Annotated in this window: 12 protein-coding genes and 3 tRNA genes; 13 read left to right on the top strand and 2 right to left on the bottom strand. The window is 61.5% G+C overall.

The genetic code is table 11. The annotated features are described in order from the left end of the window. The first annotated feature begins 68 nt into the window (after window positions 1–68). The 3 genes from ACQZ2L_RS04680 to ACQZ2L_RS04670 all read left to right on the top strand — a co-directional run bounded on the left by ACQZ2L_RS04680 (window position 69) and on the right by ACQZ2L_RS04670 (window position 4,235). Window positions 69–1,385 carry an OprD family porin gene (locus ACQZ2L_RS04680; protein ID WP_430324861.1) on the top strand — a complete coding sequence of 439 codons (1,317 nt, stop codon included), beginning with the start codon at window positions 69–71 and terminating at the stop codon, window positions 1,383–1,385. 159 nt (window positions 1,386–1,544) lie between these two features. Beyond that, the gene (locus ACQZ2L_RS04675; protein ID WP_101317387.1) at window positions 1,545–3,260 is read left to right on the top strand and encodes a proline--tRNA ligase; all 1,716 of its coding nucleotides are present in this window, start codon (window positions 1,545–1,547) and stop codon (window positions 3,258–3,260) included. Window positions 3,261–3,281: 21 nt separating this feature from the next. After that, window positions 3,282–4,235, top strand: coding sequence for a hypothetical protein (locus tag ACQZ2L_RS04670; RefSeq protein ID WP_314878069.1), 954 nt, complete (start codon window positions 3,282–3,284; stop codon window positions 4,233–4,235). Window positions 4,236–4,289: 54 nt separating this feature from the next. Here ACQZ2L_RS04670 and dinB read toward each other — a convergent pair whose 3' ends face one another. Further along, complete coding sequence (gene dinB / locus ACQZ2L_RS04665) at window positions 4,290–5,348, bottom strand: DNA polymerase IV (RefSeq protein ID WP_430325156.1); 1,059 nt, start codon at window positions 5,346–5,348, stop codon at window positions 4,290–4,292. A 218-nt stretch (window positions 5,349–5,566) separates the two neighbouring features. On the opposite strand from dinB, the gene ACQZ2L_RS04660 reads away from it, so the two are divergent. From ACQZ2L_RS04660 to ACQZ2L_RS04640, 5 genes are all read left to right on the top strand, one after another. Then, a tRNA-Met gene (locus tag ACQZ2L_RS04660) sits at window positions 5,567–5,643 on the top strand. 133 nt (window positions 5,644–5,776) lie between these two features. After that, window positions 5,777–5,853, top strand: a tRNA-Met gene (locus ACQZ2L_RS04655). A gap of 134 nt (window positions 5,854–5,987) precedes the next feature. Further along, window positions 5,988–6,064, top strand: a tRNA-Met gene (locus ACQZ2L_RS04650). A 240-nt stretch (window positions 6,065–6,304) separates the two neighbouring features. Next, window positions 6,305–8,947, top strand: a complete 2,643-nt coding sequence (gene mprF / locus ACQZ2L_RS04645) for a bifunctional lysylphosphatidylglycerol flippase/synthetase MprF (protein WP_430324860.1) — start codon at window positions 6,305–6,307, stop codon at window positions 8,945–8,947. Next, a complete protein-coding gene (locus ACQZ2L_RS04640) occupies window positions 8,947–10,239 on the top strand; it encodes a virulence factor family protein (RefSeq protein WP_430324859.1) in 1,293 nt (430 codons plus the stop codon). The genes mprF and ACQZ2L_RS04640 overlap by 1 nt, the downstream gene beginning before the upstream one ends. A gap of 35 nt (window positions 10,240–10,274) precedes the next feature. On the opposite strand, the gene ACQZ2L_RS04635 is transcribed toward ACQZ2L_RS04640, so the two are convergent. Then, window positions 10,275–12,173, bottom strand: coding sequence for a potassium transporter Kup (locus ACQZ2L_RS04635; RefSeq protein ID WP_430324857.1), 1,899 nt, complete (start codon window positions 12,171–12,173; stop codon window positions 10,275–10,277). A gap of 256 nt (window positions 12,174–12,429) precedes the next feature. Here ACQZ2L_RS04635 and ACQZ2L_RS04630 point away from each other — a divergent pair, with 256 nt between their 5' ends. From ACQZ2L_RS04630 to ACQZ2L_RS04610, 5 genes are all read left to right on the top strand, one after another. Then, on the top strand, window positions 12,430–12,744 hold the full coding sequence (locus tag ACQZ2L_RS04630) for a hypothetical protein (protein ID WP_207072547.1): 315 nt from the start codon (window positions 12,430–12,432) through the stop codon (window positions 12,742–12,744). Then, on the top strand, window positions 12,744–13,031 hold the full coding sequence (locus ACQZ2L_RS04625) for a helix-turn-helix domain-containing protein (protein WP_430324856.1): 288 nt from the start codon (window positions 12,744–12,746) through the stop codon (window positions 13,029–13,031). Before ACQZ2L_RS04630 ends, ACQZ2L_RS04625 begins: the two co-directional genes overlap by 1 nt. 212 nt (window positions 13,032–13,243) lie before the next feature. Beyond that, the gene (rimO, locus tag ACQZ2L_RS04620) at window positions 13,244–14,581 is read left to right on the top strand and encodes a 30S ribosomal protein S12 methylthiotransferase RimO (RefSeq protein WP_430324854.1); all 1,338 of its coding nucleotides are present in this window, start codon (window positions 13,244–13,246) and stop codon (window positions 14,579–14,581) included. Between the two features lie 261 nt (window positions 14,582–14,842). Beyond that, window positions 14,843–15,325 (top strand): GNAT family N-acetyltransferase, encoded by a 483-nt coding sequence (locus ACQZ2L_RS04615; RefSeq protein WP_430324853.1) that lies wholly within the window; start codon window positions 14,843–14,845, stop codon window positions 15,323–15,325. Between the two features lie 79 nt (window positions 15,326–15,404). Continuing rightward, complete coding sequence (locus tag ACQZ2L_RS04610) at window positions 15,405–16,115, top strand: rRNA pseudouridine synthase (protein WP_430324852.1); 711 nt, start codon at window positions 15,405–15,407, stop codon at window positions 16,113–16,115.

Raw genomic sequence — 16,115 nt, 5'->3', positions numbered from 1 at the left:
AGCTGCCCCATATAATTAAAACCCGGGCGCAGCGGTACTCTTCCTAAAAACCAAAGGAGCAAATCACGATGCGCGTGATGAAGTGGAGCATGATCGCCCTGGCCGTTGCGGCAAGCACCTCGCAACTGGCCACCGCCTCTTCGCAAGATGAGTCCAAGGGTTTCGTTGAAGACAGCCAACTCGGCGTCAAACTGCGTAACCTGTACTTCAGCCGTGACTTCCGTAACAACGAAGGCCCCAAGAGCCGTTCGGCAGAGTGGGGCCAAGGCTTCATCGGTACGTTCGAGTCGGGCTTCACCCAGGGCACTGTAGGCGTTGGTTTCGATGCCATCGGCCTGCTGGGTTTGAAACTGGACGGCGGTAAAGGCACTTCCGGTACCGGCCTGTTCCCAACCGGCTCCGACGGCGCCTCTCAGGACAGCTTCTCCGAAGGTCACGGTGCGGTCAAAGCGCGTATCTCCAACACCACTCTCAAATACGGTGGCCAATTCACTTCGCTGCCAGTCTTCGCTACCGACGACAGCCGTCTGCTGCCTGAAGTCGCCGAAGGCTTCATGCTGACCAGCAAGGAAATCAACGGCCTCGAGCTGAACGCCGGTCACTTCACCCGCCTGAACGCCCAGGCCCAGTCCTACAAGGACAGCATCGGCGGTCGCAACAGCGTCACCGGCCGGAAAAACCCAGGCCTGACCGAAGCCAACGTATTTGGTGGCACCTATTCCATCACTGACGGCCTCAGCACCAGCCTGTACTACTCGCGCGTCGAAGACCACTTCCGCAAGTTCTACGGCAACGTCAACTGGGCACTGCCGATCAGCGACAACCAAGGCCTGGTGTTCGACTTCAACATCTATGACACCAAGTCGATCGGTGAAAACCGTACAGGCGCAGCAGTCGCCAAGGCCGACGGCAGCAACAAGCTCGACAACATCGCCGCCAGCCTGTCCGGCGCGTACAACATCGGCGCTCATACCTTCACCCTGGCCTACCAGAAAGTCACCGGCGACGGTGACTACGCATACGGCATCGATGGCGGCGGCACCGTGTTCCTCGCCAACTCCATCGCCCGTTCCGACTTCAACGCCGAAGACGAGAAGTCCTGGCAGGCACGCTACGACCTGAACTTCGCCGAGTTCGGCATCCCAGGCCTGACCTTCATGACCCGCTATGCCCGCGGCACTGGCGCAACTACGGCCACCACCGACAACGGCAAGGAATGGGAACGCGACATCGACGTCAAGTACGTCATGCAGCAAGGCCCGGCCAAGGACCTGAGCTTCCGCGTGCGTCAAGCGACCTACCGCTCTTCGGATGGCGTGTACTACGGTTCGAGCTCGATCGACGAACTGCGTCTGATCGTCGAGTACCCGCTGAGCATTCTGTAAGCCTGGCTTGCAGTGCCCCGCACTTGAAAAGCCCGGCGACCACGCCGGGCTTTTTCTTGGCTGACAACTGGCCCGCGCTGCGGCATCCTGTACGCTTTCGTTTCGCCCCCGTAGAATGCGGGGTCATTTCAACGTCTTAGGCAATCGACACGGCCCCCCATGCGCACCAGTCAATATTTGCTCGCCACCCAAAAAGAAACCCCTGCCGATGCAGTGGTCATCAGCCATCAGCTCATGCTGCGCGCCGGCATGATCCGCAAGCTGGCCTCCGGCCTGTACACCTGGCTGCCGATGGGCCTGCGGGTAATGCGCAAGGTCGAAGCTGTGGTCCGCGAAGAAATGAACGCCGCCGGCGCGCTTGAAGTGCTGATGCCGAGCATCCAGCCGGCCGAGCTGTGGCAGGAATCTGGCCGCTGGGAACAGTACGGCCCAGAGCTGCTGCGCTTGAAAGACCGGCACAACCGCGACTTCTGCGTTGGCCCGACTCACGAAGAAGTGATCACCGACATGGTCCGCAACGAGCTGTCCAGCTATAAACAGCTGCCGCTCAACCTGTACCAGATCCAGACCAAATTCCGCGATGAGATCCGCCCGCGCTTCGGCTTGATGCGTGGCCGCGAGTTCATCATGAAGGACGCCTACTCCTTCCATGCCGACCAGGCTTCCCTGCAGGAAACCTACGACCGCATGCACCAGGCGTACAGCAACATCTTCACCCGCCTGGGCCTGAACTTCCGCCCGGTGCAGGCTGATACCGGCTCGATCGGTGGCAACTACTCGCACGAATTCCACGTCCTGGCCGCTACCGGTGAAGACGACGTGATCTTCAGCGACAGCTCCGACTACGCCGCCAACATCGAAAAAGCCGAAGCCATCCCACGCGAAAGCGTGCGCCCTGCGCCAACCGAAGAGCTGCGCCTGGTAGACACTCCGCACGCCAAGACCATTGCCCAGCTGGTCGAAAATCACGGCCTGCCGATCGAGAAGACGGTCAAGACCCTGATCGTGCGCGGCGCCGAAGAAGGCAAGCTGATTGCCCTTATCGTGCGCGGCGATCACGAACTCAACGAAATCAAGGCCGCCAAGCTGCCTCAGGTTGCCGAACCGCTGGTCATGGCCAGCGACGCCGAGCTGCGTGATGCCATTGGTGCTGGTGCAGGCTCGCTGGGCCCGCTGAACCTGCCGCTGGAAATCATCATCGACCGTTCGGTGGCCCTGATGAGCGACTTCGGCATCGGCGCCAACATCGACGACAAGCACTACTTCGGCGTCAACTGGGAGCGCGACCTGCCAGTGCCTGAAGTAGCCGACCTGCGCAACGTGGTTGCCGGTGACCCAAGCCCGGATGGCCAGGGTACCCTGGTGATCAAGCGCGGTATCGAAGTCGGGCATATCTTCCAGCTCGGCACCAAGTACAGCGAGGCGCTCAAGTGCCAGGTACTCGGCGAGAACGGCAAGCCAGTAGTACTGTCGATGGGGTGCTACGGCATCGGCGTTTCGCGCGTGGTTGCTGCTGCCATCGAGCAGAGCTACGACGACAAGGGGATCATCTGGAACGACGCCCTGGCGCCGTTCCAGATCGCTCTGGTACCGCTGCGCTATGAAACCGAGGTGGTGCGCGAGGCGACCGACAAGCTGTACGCCGAACTGACCGCTGCAGGCTTCGAAGTGCTGCTCGATGACCGTGACAAGAAGACCAGCCCAGGCAACAAGTTTGCCGATATGGAACTGATCGGCATCCCGCACCGGATCGTGGTCAGTGACCGCGGCCTGGCCGATGGCAACCTGGAATACAAGCACCGCACCGAGCAGGACGCCCAGGCGCTGCCGGTCAACGAAGTGCTGACCTTCCTGCAAGCCCGCATCCGTCGCTGATAGCCCAATGCGCGAGTGAACATGTACAAGCGAAGTACCTTTACCCTGGGGGGCGCCGCACTCTGCGGCGCCCTGTTCGTCAGCGGCTGCGCCAATCAGATGTCCCAGCGCAGCGAGCATGAAGAACGCGTCGAGCGCAAATTGCTCGAGCACAGTCTGCAGATCGACGTTGGCGAGCCCAAGGTAATGGAGCTTCCGCAACGGCGCGTGCGCGTCCACGAGCAGCAGCGCTTCGAGGTAACCGAATTCGAAGTGACCCGCCACTACGACCGCTACACCCCTTACCAGCCCTGGCGGGAGATCTACGAGATCCCGCTGGGCGCGGTCGCGGTGGTGGCTGGAGTCGGTGCCAATGTGGTCAATGTGTTTGCCTTGGGCAACCTGCCGCAGAGTGTCACCCATGACTGGCTGAGCTATGGCGTCGCCGGGCTCAACCCATTCATGAACGTGCAATCCAACGGTCGTGCCCAGCAGAACCTGGCGGGCATCAGCGAGGTGGAGAAAGCCAAGCGCGAGGAGTCCACCAACCTGCCCTGGAGCGAGCGTCTGGTCGAAGTCAAGGCTGGCAAGCTCAACCATGAGCTGACCACCGACCGTAATGGCGTACTGCGGCTGAATCTGCTGGATGCGCCGTTTTCCGAGCAGAACCTCAGCCGCGTAGGCACCCTGCACCTGCAGGTGGTCGACGAGGACAACGGCATTCGCGGCGACGCCAGCCTGCTGGTCAGCGGCACGCTGCGCAACAAGCTGGTGGAAGCACGGCACCTGATCTTCGATGACCTTGAAGACGACGATGTCAGCCAGTGGGTGCACCGGGTCAAGCGGCTGTCCGAACTGGGCCTGGAAGAAGAAGCCAGTGAACTTGAGCAGAGCCTGATTGAACTGACCCGCAATGATCCTGAATTGCAGCAGGAATTCTTGCAGGCACTGACCAAGCAGACCGGGCGACTGGTAGCGGATCCAGGCGGACAATAATCGCCTTCGTCACAGGGCCGCCTGGCGGCCTTGCTGACGCACCCTCTATGCCCCTCACACGGGCGCAAACAACTCCAACTGCTCATGCGCCCCGCGCAGGTCGCGCAAACGCACCCCTACTCCAAGCAGCCGCACCGGCTTGCCGCCTCGGGCAAATGCCTGGCTCAGCAACTGTCGATAACTCTCCAGATCGCGCCCGGCCCCCGCTTGCTCCATGGTCGTCTGAGTGAAGTCATGGAACTTGACCTTGACGAATGGCTTGTCGGCTTTATAGCTGCTGTCCATTCGCGCGACCCGCTCGTTCAGGCTATCGAGCAACTCAGGCAATTTGGCCAGGCAACTGTTCAGGTCAGGCAGATCGGTATCGTAGGTGTTTTCGACACTGACCGACTGACGCCGGCTGTCATTCTGCACAGCGCGCTCATCCAGGCCACGAGCCAGCCCCCATAAACGCTCGCCAAAACTGCCAAACTCGCGCACCAGCGCCAGCTTTGACCATTCGCGCATGTCCATGCAGGTCTCGATACCCAAGCGGGTCAGTTTGTCGGCAGTGACCTTGCCCACACCATGCAGGCGAGCCACCGGCAGCGCGGCAACAAACGCCTCCACCTCGCCGGGGGTGATCACAAACAGCCCGTTGGGCTTGCGCCAGTCACTGGCGATCTTGGCCAGAAACTTGTTTGGCGCAACCCCCGCCGAGACCGTGATGTGCAAGGTTTTGGCAACACGCTGGCGGATATCTTCGGCAATGCGCGTGGCGCTGCCGCCGTACCAGGAGCTGTCGCTGACATCCAGATAGGCTTCATCCAGCGACAGCGGTTCGATCAGCTCGGTGTAATCGCGGAAGATGGTCTGAATCTCGCGTGAGGCTTCGCGGTAGGCCTCGAAACGCGGCTTGACGATCAACAGGTCGGGGCACAGTTTAAGTGCGTGGCGCGACGACATCGCCGAGCGCACCCCATACGCACGCGCCTCATAGTTGCAAGTAGCAATCACCCCGCGCCGCTCCGCCGAGCCACCCACCGCCATCGGCCGCCCGGCCAGGCTCGGGTCGTCACGCATTTCGATCGCAGCGTAAAAGCAGTCGCAGTCGACGTGAATGATCTTGCGCAAAGACATGGATGACCGTCAGTACTGTAAATTCATACAGATATTACCGTAACCGCCACGCGCTGGCACCGTGTACACCCTGCTATTCGACAATTGGCCTGGAATGCCCGCCGTTGCTGAGCCCGCCGCTTAAATGGCACGCTAACAGATTGAACAGAAAAGGATTTCCCTGAGAAATAGCTTGACTGCGCAGCGTCAGGGAGTAGAATCCATCTCACAGACGCGGGATGGAGCAGTCTGGTAGCTCGTCGGGCTCATAACCCGAAGGTCGTCGGTTCAAATCCGGCTCCCGCAACCAAATATAGAAAAGGCCACTGTACAAACAGTGGCCTTTTTCTTTGCTTCAAGTAAAGCTGCCCTGGAAGAATGTGTTCTAAATCAAAGGGTAAGCTTGACATCAGAATAAATCAGGGTATAGTCCACCCCACAGACGCGGGATGGAGCAGTCTGGTAGCTCGTCGGGCTCATAACCCGAAGGTCGTCGGTTCAAATCCGGCTCCCGCAACCAAACAAAGAAAATGGCCACTGTGAAAACAGCGGCCATTTTTTTCGTCTGCGCCTTGTGCTTTTTCAGTTATTTACGCTGCATCAGCGCTCAAGGCTTGACCTCATGCCAGTAATGCGTACAATGCGCCCCACTGACGCGGGATGGAGCAGTCTGGTAGCTCGTCGGGCTCATAACCCGAAGGTCGTCGGTTCAAATCCGGCTCCCGCAACCAAATCGTCAGAACAAGCCCCGCCTGTTTTAAACAGTGCGGGGTTTGTTGTTTCTGGGGTTCTGAAAACCCTAAGCCAGCTGCCCTCTCCTGCTGCCAAGACCTTTGTGGATGAACTATCTTTAACTCCGTCAGATCGCTGCAAGCGCCTCTGGCAGGAGTAATATCCGGATACGTTTTCCTAAGGGACTTCCACTTGGCCGCACCTTTCTCCTACCTCGCGCTGTCGGCCCGAGGTAACTCATGACCGCCCATACCCCTGATCCCCAGACGCCACTCACCGCGGCGCTGCCGGTGGCTGCCCAACGTCTGCCTTGGCTCGAGCGGTTGAGCCGGTATCGGCAACCGATAGTCCTGGCACTGACGCTGCTGTTGTTCGGCATGGCCTTGATTGCCTGCCGTCACCTGCTCAGTGAGCTGGACATCTATGCCCTGCACGATGCCATTCTCAGCGTGCCGAAGCAGTCCATGCTCGGCGCACTGTTGGCCACTGTGGTCGGCTTCGTGATCCTGCTTGGCTATGAATGGTCTGCCAGCCGCTACGCCGCCGTTAAGCTGCCGACAGCAACTCTGGTACTGGGCGGTTTCAGTGCGTTCGCCATTGGTAATGCAATTGGCCTGTCGATACTGTCGGGAGGCTCGGTGCGTTATCGGCTGTATGCCCGCCATGGTCTGGGGGCCGGTGAAGTGGCGCGGATGACGGTATTCGCCAGCCTGTCGCTGGGCTGCGCCCTGCCCCCTTTGGCAGCATTGGCAACACTGAGCAACTTGCCTGCGGCAGCAACCGCTCTGCGCATGCCGGCCGGCGTATTGGCGGCTATCGCCTTTGCAGTACTGGCGCTGAGCGCGCTCCTGGTCGCCGGTCTGTATCGGCGCCGATTGACCGAGCAGCCGCTGGCTGACAGCCTGCTGGTCGGGCTCGGTCGGCGCACACTGCGCCTGCCCGGCGCGCGCCTGACCGGCCTGCAACTGCTGATCACCGCACTTGATGTTGCGGCTGCCGCTACTGTTTTGTATCTGCTGCTGCCGGAGGCGCCGCCGTTTGGCGCATTTGTGCTGGTGTACCTGCTGGCGCTTGCAGCGGGCGTGCTCAGCCACGTGCCGGGTGGCGTTGGTGTGTTTGAAGCGATTCTGTTGGCCGCTTTTGCCGACCAGCTTGGCGCAGCCCCACTGGCCGCAGCCTTATTGTTGTACCGCTTGATCTATGTGGTATTACCGCTGCTGCTGGCCTGCGTCCTGCTGCTGGCCAACGAAGCCCGTCGCTTGCTGTTCGCTCAGCAGGCACTGAAGGCAGCCTCCGGCCTGGCCGCGCCAGTGCTGGCGATTCTGGTGTTCCTGTCCGGCGTGGTGCTGCTGTTCTCTGGCGCCACGCCAGAAATCGACACGCGCCTGGAGCACATGGGTTTTCTGGTGCCACACCGGCTGATCGACGCCTCGCACTTCGGCGCCAGCCTGATCGGCGTGCTCTGCCTGCTGCTGGCCCAAGGCCTGCGCCGACGTCTGTCCGCTGCCTGGTTGCTGACCACGGTATTGCTGTTGGTGGGCGCGCTGCTGTCGCTGCTGAAAGGCTTCGACTGGGAGGAAGCCTGCGTGCTGACGTTCACTGCAGTTCTGCTGGCGGTGTTCCGACGCTCATTCTACCGGCCGAGCCGCCTGCTCGAGCTGCCGTTTTCGCCGGTGTATCTGGTCGCCAGTGCTTGCGTTATCGGCGCATCGGTCTGGCTGCTGCTGTTCGCCTATCAGGACGTGCCCTATAGCCATCAGCTGTGGTGGCAGTTCACCCTCGATGCCGACGCCCCACGCGGCCTGCGCGCCGCCATGGGCAGCGCGGTGCTGCTGGTGTTCGTCGCCTTGACCTGGTTGTTGCGCACGGCGCGGCCGGTGATCCATCTGCCGACTGCCGATGAGCTGGAGCGGGCCCGGCAGATCCTGCTGGCATCTGATCAACCCGACGGCGGCCTGGCCCTGACCGGCGACAAGGCGCTGCTGTTCCACCCCAACGACAACGCCTTCATCATGTATGCCCGCCGTGGCCGTAGCCTGGTCGCGCTTTACGACCCGATCGGTCCTGCCCAGGAGCGCGCCGAGATGATCTGGCAGTTCCGTGACCTGTGCGACGTGCACCATGCGCGCCCAGTGTTCTATCAGGTGCGCGCCGAGAACCTGCCCTTCTATATGGACATCGGCCTGACCGCGCTCAAGCTTGGCGAAGAAGCCCGAGTTGATCTGCGCCGCTTCGACCTGGAAGCCAAAGGTAAGGAGATGAAGGACCTGCGCTACACCTGGAACCGTGGCGGCCGCGACGGCCTGAGCCTGGAAGTTCACGAACCTGGCCAAGCCCCACTGGACGAGCTCAAGGAAATCTCGGACGCCTGGCTCAGCGGCAAGAACGTGCGCGAGAAAGGCTTCTCGCTGGGCCGATTCAGCCCGGACTACCTGCAGCACTTCCGCATTGCCCTGATCCGCTTCCAGGGCCGCCCGGTGGCATTCGCCAACCTGCTCGAGACACACAGCCTGGAGCTGGCCAGCCTCGACTTGATGCGCGCGCACCCTGAAGCGCCGAAGCTGACCATGGAGTTCATGATGATCGGCTTGATCCTGCACTACAAAAACCATGGCTACGGGCGTTTCAGCCTGGGCATGGTGCCGCTCTCCGGCCTGCAGCCGCGACGTGGCGCACCGCTAACCCAGCGCCTGGGTTCGCTGGTGTTCCAGCGCGGCGAGCAGCTGTACAACTTCCAGGGTCTGCGCCGCTTCAAGGACAAGTTCCAGCCAGACTGGGAACCTCGTTACATGGCCGTGCCAGCCGGGCTGGACCCGCTGGTGGCATTGGCTGACACTGCCGCCCTGATCGCTGGCGGCCTGACTGGATTGGTGAAACGCTGATGATTCGACGCTATTGGCACTACCTGTTGATCGCTTTGTTGCTTGCCCTGGCGGGTGCCGCCGTGTGGTTCTGGTTGTGGACCCGGCCGGCGCCGGAGGCTCAGGTCGAGCACCTGACCCTGACCGATGGCAGCAGCCTGGTTCTCGCCACACCTGCAGTCACCGCCAAAACCCGCGTGGCGATTGGCGTGCCTGAAGATCAGGCGCTCAGCGACAAGCAACTGCTCGACCTGAGCCAGGCCGGCGAAGCGCAGCTGGTCCAGGTGATCCTGCCGCCTGCCGATTGCGCCAAGCAGCAACAGGCGCTGGATCAGGCCATCAGCCATCTGAGCGGTGCGCCGACCGTGGTTGCCGGCATCGGCCCTGGCGCGGCGCAAGCCTGGCGCTGGCTGGCCAACCAGACCGACGACAAGGCCCGGGCCATCTCGGTTGACTTCAAGCTTGAGCAACCCGGCTGCCCGGCACTGCCGAAAAGCGCTGCCCATGGCCACTGGAATGTCGCCTGGAACGACAACCCGGATGACGCCAGCGCCGCCTTTGTCCGTGATCAAAGCAACGCCGAAACCAGCATCAGCGACTACGACATCCATCTGCCGCAGGTGCTCAAGGGTCAGCTGACCCAGGTTCTGGTCGGCCACGACGGCAACGCACTGAGCATCCCGGTGGTGGAAGTACCTGCCGGGCAAACCACTGATACCGTGACTCTGTTCCTCTCCGGTGACGGTGGCTGGCGCGACCTCGACCGCGATGTGGCGGGCGAAATGGCCAAACTCGGCTACCCGGTAGTCGGTATCGACACGCTGCGCTATTACTGGCAGCACAAGACCCCGGAACAGAGCGCCATCGACTTGTCCGAACTGATGCAGCACTACCGGCAAAAGTGGGGCACCAAGCGCTTTGTCCTGACCGGCTATTCGTTCGGCGCCGACGTACTGCCGGCGATCTACAACCGCCTACCAGCAGAAGATCAGCAGCGCGTCGATGCGGTGATCCTGCTGGCGTTCGCCCGCAGCGGCAGTTTCGAGATCGAAGTCGAAGGCTGGCTGGGCAAGGAAGGTCAGGAAGCACCGACCGGCCCGGAAATGGCCCGTATGCCTGCGGCCAAGGTGGTGTGTATCTATGGCGTCGAAGAAGCCGACGAGAGCGGCTGCACCGAGCACACCGCCGTTGGCGAGCGCCTGAAACTGCCGGGTGGTCACCACTTCGATGAGAACTACCCGGCACTGGCCAAGCGCCTGATCGGCGAGATCGAGACGCGCCAGGGCAAAACCAACGTAGCTGAACAGAACTGAGTAGTAACCGGGGCCGCATTGCGGTCCCGGTTACTTCATATCTCGACCTGAGTGCCCAGTTCGATTACCCGGTTCAACGGCAGGTTGAAGAAGCGCAGGTTGCCGTTGGCGTTCTTCAGCAAAAATGCGAACAACGCCCCGCGCCAGCGCGCCATGCCTTCCAGACGTGAGGCGATAACCGTCTCGCGACTCAGGAAGTAGGTAGTGCGCATCGGGCTGAAGTCGAGCTCGTCCAGATGGCATAAGCGCAGTGCCTGCGGCACATCCGGCTCGTCCATGAAGCCAAAGTGCAACAGCACCCGGAAGAACCCATCGCCATAGGCTTCGACCTCGAAGCGCTCTTGCTCCGGCACCCGCGGCCGGTCTTCGCTGACTACCGTCAACAACACCACCTGACGATGCAGAACCTGGTTGTGCAGCATGTTGTGCAACAGCGCATGAGGCACGGCGTCTGGCCGCGCGGTCAAAAACACCGCGGTGCCCTCGACCCGATGCGGCGGCTGCACGCGGATGCTGCTGATGAAGATCGGCAGCGGTAGCGCGGCTTCGTCAATGCGCTCGACGAGGATCTGCTTGCCGCGCTTCCAGGTGGTCATCAACAACAGCAAGGCAATCGCTGCCAATACCGGGAAGGCACCGCCCTGCACTACCTTGGGCAGGTTGGCGGCAAAGAACAGCCCATCGACCAACAGGAAGCCGATCAGGATCGGCACTGCCAGCAGTGGTGGCCACTTCCACAGCAGCAGCATCACCGTCGCCACCAGCAGCGTGGTCATCAGCATGGTACCGGTCACCGCCACGCCGTAGGCCGCGGCCAGCGCGCCGGATGACTCGAAACCGATTACCAGCAGCACAACGCCGATCATCAGCGCCCAGTTCACCGCACCAATGTAGATCTGGCCCTGCTCGTCACTGGAGGTATGCTGGATCTGCATGCGCGGGATGTAACCGAGCTGAATCGCCTGGCGGGTCAACGAGAAGGCTCCGGAAATCACGGCTTGCGAAGCGATCACCGTGGCCAGGGTAGACAACGCGACCAACGGCAACAGCGCCCAGCTCGGCGCCAGCAGATAGAACGGGTTGCGCGCCGCCTCCGGGTCTTGCAGCAGCAATGCGCCCTGACCGAAGTAGTTCAGCACCAGAGCCGGCAGCACCAGGATGAACCAGGCGCGGGCAATCGGTTTGCGGCCAAAGTGGCCCATGTCGGCATACAGCGCCTCGGCGCCAGTCAGCGCCAGCACCACCGCGCCGAGAATAGCCACACCCATGCCTGGATGCACCACGAAGAAGTTGACCGCCCACGCCGGGTTCAACGCCTTGATCACCTCCGGGCTCTGCACGATGCCATGCAGACCGAGCAGCGCCAGCACCGCGAACCAGAGCACCATCACCGGCCCGAACAGGATGCCGATCTTGGCCGTACCGTGCTTTTGCACCAGAAACAGCGCCACCAGCACCACCACGGCAATCGGAACCACCCAATGATCGATGCCGTCGAACGCCAGGCCCATGCCCTCGACCGCCGACAACACCGATACCGCCGGGGTGATCAGGCTGTCGCCATAGAACAACGAGGCACCGACCAGGCCGCAGCCGATCATGAAGAGGCGCAGTTTCGGATGAGCCGCTGAAGCCCGCGTGGCCAACGCGGTCAGGGCCATGATGCCGCCCTCGCCCTGGTTGTCGGCGCGCAGAATGAACGTCACATACTTGAATGACACCACCCAGATCAGCGACCAGAAGATCAACGACAGGATGCCGAGCACCCCATCATGATTGACCGGCACCCCGTAGCCGCCGGAGAACACTTCCTTGAGCGTATACAACGGGCTGGTGCCGATATCGCCATAGACCACCCCAACAGCTGCCACCAGCAGGCCAATCGGGCGCGCTGCCCCTTGCCCCGCTTGGGCGTGACTGCTTGCCTGAACCATCGACCACTCCCGCAGACGGCCACATCGGACCGATAGAATTCGAACCCGCAGCCAGGTCCAACATGGACCCTGCTGCAATGGCGCGAAGCATAGCGCAGCGTTCGTCGTATTTCTGCTGGTCAAGCGACCTTGTGCTGACTGGAACTGCACGCTTTCGATCCGATGTCCTACTAGCGGGAGGAAAATGGCGACTTGTGCAAAGTACAGGCAGTCCCTATCATCCAAGCTACGCCAATGACGTACATCAAGGAATTGCATGATCTTCATCGAAACCCCAGTTTTCACCTCCGACCTGAAGGAGCATCTGGAAGATGAAGAATACCGAACGTTGCAGAGCTATTTAGCCGAATATCCAGAAGCTGGTGCTCTCATGGAGGAGACCGGAGGGCTCAGGAAAATTCGCTGGGCTGCCAAGGGCAAAGGCAAGCGTGGGGGCGTGCGTGTCATCTATTACCATGTCACTGCGGCGCATCAGATAAGGATGATCCTGATCTATCGCAAGGGCATCCTGGATACCTTGACCAGCAGCCAGAAAGCGCAGCTTCGCGCACTTAACAAAGGGTGGAAATAATGGAAAAATTTCTCTTCGATCGTCTTGTAGAAAGCATGACTCAGATGGATGAGATCGATCGCGGTGAGCGTCAGCCATCGCGTGAATTCCATGTCGATGCGGTTCAAGTCAAAAAAATACGTCAGGCCACTGGCCTTTCTCAGGCTGCGTTCGCGAAACGTATCGACGTCGCCATAGGAACCCTCAGGAATTGGGAGCAAGGTCGTCGCGAGCCTGAAGGCCCCGCTCGCGCCTTGCTTCGAGCAATTCACAACGATCCAGAGCATGTACTTGCCGCGCTGAGCTAATCAAAAGCCGCAGTACCCGCGACGCTGCCGGGCGAGGAAATTTGGCCATCACGTTCCATAGCGAAACATAGCGCAGCGTTCGTCGTATTTCTGCTGGTCAAGCGACCTTGTGCTCGCTAGAATTGCGCACTTTTTGATCAGAGGCGCCGCTAGCGCCCGTCACGATTGCTGCGCCACCGGCGCTGCAGCCGCATTCAATACCGAGGTTAGCTATGTCCACCACCCCTGCTTCTACCGTGCCCAAGGTAGGATTCGTTTCGCTCGGCTGCCCCAAGGCTCTGGTCGACTCCGAACGCATCCTGACCCAGCTGCGCATGGAAGGCTATGAAGTCGTGCCGACCTACGAGGACGCCGACGTCGTGGTGGTCAACACCTGCGGCTTCATCGACAGCGCCAAGGCCGAGTCGCTGGAAGTGATCGGCGAAGCGATCAAAGCCAATGGCAAGGTCATCGTCACCGGCTGCATGGGCGTCGCCGAAGGCAACATTCGTGACGTGCACCCAAGCGTGCTGTCGGTCACGGGGCCGCAGCAGTACGAGCAGGTGGTCAACGCCGTGCACGAAGTCGTGCCGCCGCGCCAGGACCACAACCCGCTGATCGACCTGGTGCCACCGCAGGGCGTCAAGCTGACCCCGCGTCACTACGCCTACCTGAAGATCTCCGAAGGCTGCAACCACAGCTGCAGCTTCTGCATCATCCCGTCGATGCGCGGCAAGCTGGTCAGCCGCCCGGTCGGTGATGTGCTGAGCGAGGCCGAGCGCCTGGTGAAGGCCGGCGTCAAGGAGCTGCTGGTCATTTCCCAAGACACCAGCGCCTACGGCGTCGACGTCAAATACAAGACCGACTTCTGGAACGGCCGGCCGGTCAAGACGCGCATGCTCGAGCTGTGCGAAGCGCTGAGCAGCCTGGGCGTCTGGGTGCGCCTGCACTACGTGTATCCATACCCGAATGTCGATGACGTTATTCCGCTGATGGCCGCTGGCAAGCTGCTGCCGTACCTGGATATCCCGTTCCAGCACGCCAGCCCGAAAGTGCTCAAGTCGATGAAGCGCCCGGCGTTCGAAGACCGTACCCTGGCGCGGATCAAGAACTGGCGCGAGCAGTGTCCTGAGCTGGTGATCCGCTCGACCTTCATCGTCGGCTTCCCAGGCGAAACCGAAGAAGACTTCCAGTACCTGCTCGACTGGCTGACCGAAGCCCAGCTCGACCGTGTCGGCTGCTTCCAGTACTCGCCGGTTGAAGGCGCGCCGGCCAACGATCTGGGCCTGGATGAGGTCCCGGACGACATCAAACAGGACCGCTGGGACCGTTTCATGGCCCATCAGCAAGCGATCAGTGCCGCCCGCCTGCAACTGCGCATCGGTCGTGAGATCGAAGTGCTGATCGACGAAGTCGAGGACCAAGGCTCGGTTGGCCGCAGCTTCTTCGATGCGCCAGAAATCGACGGTAGCGTGTTCATCGATGGCGACCATGGCTTCAAGCCGGGCGACAAGGTCCGTTGCCGGATCGTGGATGCCGACGAGTACGACATGTGGGCCGAGCCAATCTGACGATTGCTAGCGGCTGCGTCAGCGCCGCAGCAACCTCGAGTGCACGCGGTCCCTGTAGGAGCGGCCTTGTGTCGCGAAAGGGTCGCGCAGCGGCCCCGGCAATTCTGCGGCGTTGCGTAAATCGTGGGGCCGCTACGCAGCCCTTTCCGACCGGTCCGGCGCTCCGGCAAGGCCGCTCCTACCCAAGAGTCAGGCGTTCCTGGCAGGCACAATTACCGCCAAGCATCTATGTTTCTGAGATCAGCACCAGAGACTGCCGCGATGCCCGCCCTGTTCACCCTGCAAACCCCTCGCGCCAGCGACTACCCGGAACTGATCCGCGTCTGGGAAGCCTCGGTTCGCGCCACCCACGACTTTCTTCCGGATGCCTACATCGTGCTGCTGCGCGATCACATCCTGGCCAAGTACCTCGATGCGGTCATGCTGATCTGCTGCAAGGACGCGCGTCAGCGCATTCTCGGCTTCACCGGGGTCGCCAATGGCCAGGTCGCCATGCTCTTCGTCGGCCCCGAGTACCGCGGCAAGGGTGTCGGCAAGCGCCTGCTGCGCCACGCCATCAGCGAGCTGAACGCCGACCATCTGGACGTCAACGAGCAAAACCCGCAGGCGCTGGGCTTCTACCTGCACGAGGGCTTTGCAGTTATCGGACGTTCGGAGCAGGACGGTCTCGGCCAGCCGTATCCCTTGCTGCACCTTCGTTTGCGCGACCGCAGCAACGACCACGGTGCTGACAAACACCGTTAAAGCAGCATATTCCCGGCCCCCAACAACGCGCGGGCAGGTACAATGGCAGGTCTTAATCTGCCTTTAGCGAATCGTCTCCATGTCTGAACCCGTACGCCTGTCCAAACGCCTCATCGAGCAACTCGGCTGCTCCCGCCGCGAGGCCGAGCAGTACATCGAAGGCGGCTGGGTGACGGTGGATGGCGTGGTCGTCGAGCAGCCCCAGTTCAAGGTTGAGGGCCAGCAGGTCGCCCTGCTGCCGGGGGCCCGCGCCGAGGCGCCGGCACTGGTGACCTTGCTGCTCAATCAACCCGCCGGGATGGACGTGGAAAGCGCCCGTGCAAGCATGGTCATGGACACCCTCAGCCAAGCCCACAGCCAGGATGTGCGCCCGTTGCACAGCCACTTCACCCGGCTGACCTGCATGGCGCCGCTGGAGCGCGGCGTCAGCGGCCTGCAGCTGTTCACCCAGGACTGGAAGGTCAGCGGCAAGATCGAGCGCGACCTGCGCAAGCTCGAGCAGGAGTTCATCATCGAGGTGCGCGGTGACGCCACCCCACAAGCCTTTGAGCGGCTTGCCCGTGGCGTGTCGCGCAATGATCGCGAACTGCCCAAGGCCAAAGCCAGCTGGCAGAACGAAACCCACCTGCGCATGGTTGTGAAGAACCCGCAGCGCGGCGACATCAGCGATCTGTGCGCCAGTCTGAAGCTGGAGATCGTCAGCATGCGCCGCATCCGCGTCGGCGGTGTGTCGATGGGCAAGCTGCCGCTGGGCCAATGGCGCTACGTAGCAGCAACCGAACGTTTCTAA

Source organism: Pseudomonas shirazensis (assembly GCF_050496565.1).
GTDB lineage: Bacteria > Pseudomonadota > Gammaproteobacteria > Pseudomonadales > Pseudomonadaceae > Aquipseudomonas > Aquipseudomonas shirazensis_A.
Note: the sequence above shows the minus strand (reverse complement) of the source record. Positions and strands in the feature narration are given on the sequence as shown.

Coding starts and splice junctions, on each gene's coding strand:
- ACQZ2L_RS04680 (WP_430324861.1), top strand. CDS start 69: ATGCGCGTGATGAAGTGGAGCATGATCGCCCTGGCCGTTGCGGCAAGC.
- ACQZ2L_RS04625 (WP_430324856.1), top strand. CDS start 12,744: ATGGAAAAATTTCTCTTCGATCGTCTTGTAGAAAGCATGACTCAGATG.
- rimO (WP_430324854.1), top strand. CDS start 13,244: ATGTCCACCACCCCTGCTTCTACCGTGCCCAAGGTAGGATTCGTTTCG.
- ACQZ2L_RS04635 (WP_430324857.1), bottom strand. CDS start 12,173: ATGGTTCAGGCAAGCAGTCACGCCCAAGCGGGGCAAGGGGCAGCGCGC.
- ACQZ2L_RS04615 (WP_430324853.1), top strand. CDS start 14,843: ATGCCCGCCCTGTTCACCCTGCAAACCCCTCGCGCCAGCGACTACCCG.
- ACQZ2L_RS04640 (WP_430324859.1), top strand. CDS start 8,947: ATGATTCGACGCTATTGGCACTACCTGTTGATCGCTTTGTTGCTTGCC.
- ACQZ2L_RS04670 (WP_314878069.1), top strand. CDS start 3,282: ATGTACAAGCGAAGTACCTTTACCCTGGGGGGCGCCGCACTCTGCGGC.
- ACQZ2L_RS04675 (WP_101317387.1), top strand. CDS start 1,545: ATGCGCACCAGTCAATATTTGCTCGCCACCCAAAAAGAAACCCCTGCC.
- ACQZ2L_RS04630 (WP_207072547.1), top strand. CDS start 12,430: ATGATCTTCATCGAAACCCCAGTTTTCACCTCCGACCTGAAGGAGCAT.
- ACQZ2L_RS04610 (WP_430324852.1), top strand. CDS start 15,405: ATGTCTGAACCCGTACGCCTGTCCAAACGCCTCATCGAGCAACTCGGC.
- mprF (WP_430324860.1), top strand. CDS start 6,305: ATGACCGCCCATACCCCTGATCCCCAGACGCCACTCACCGCGGCGCTG.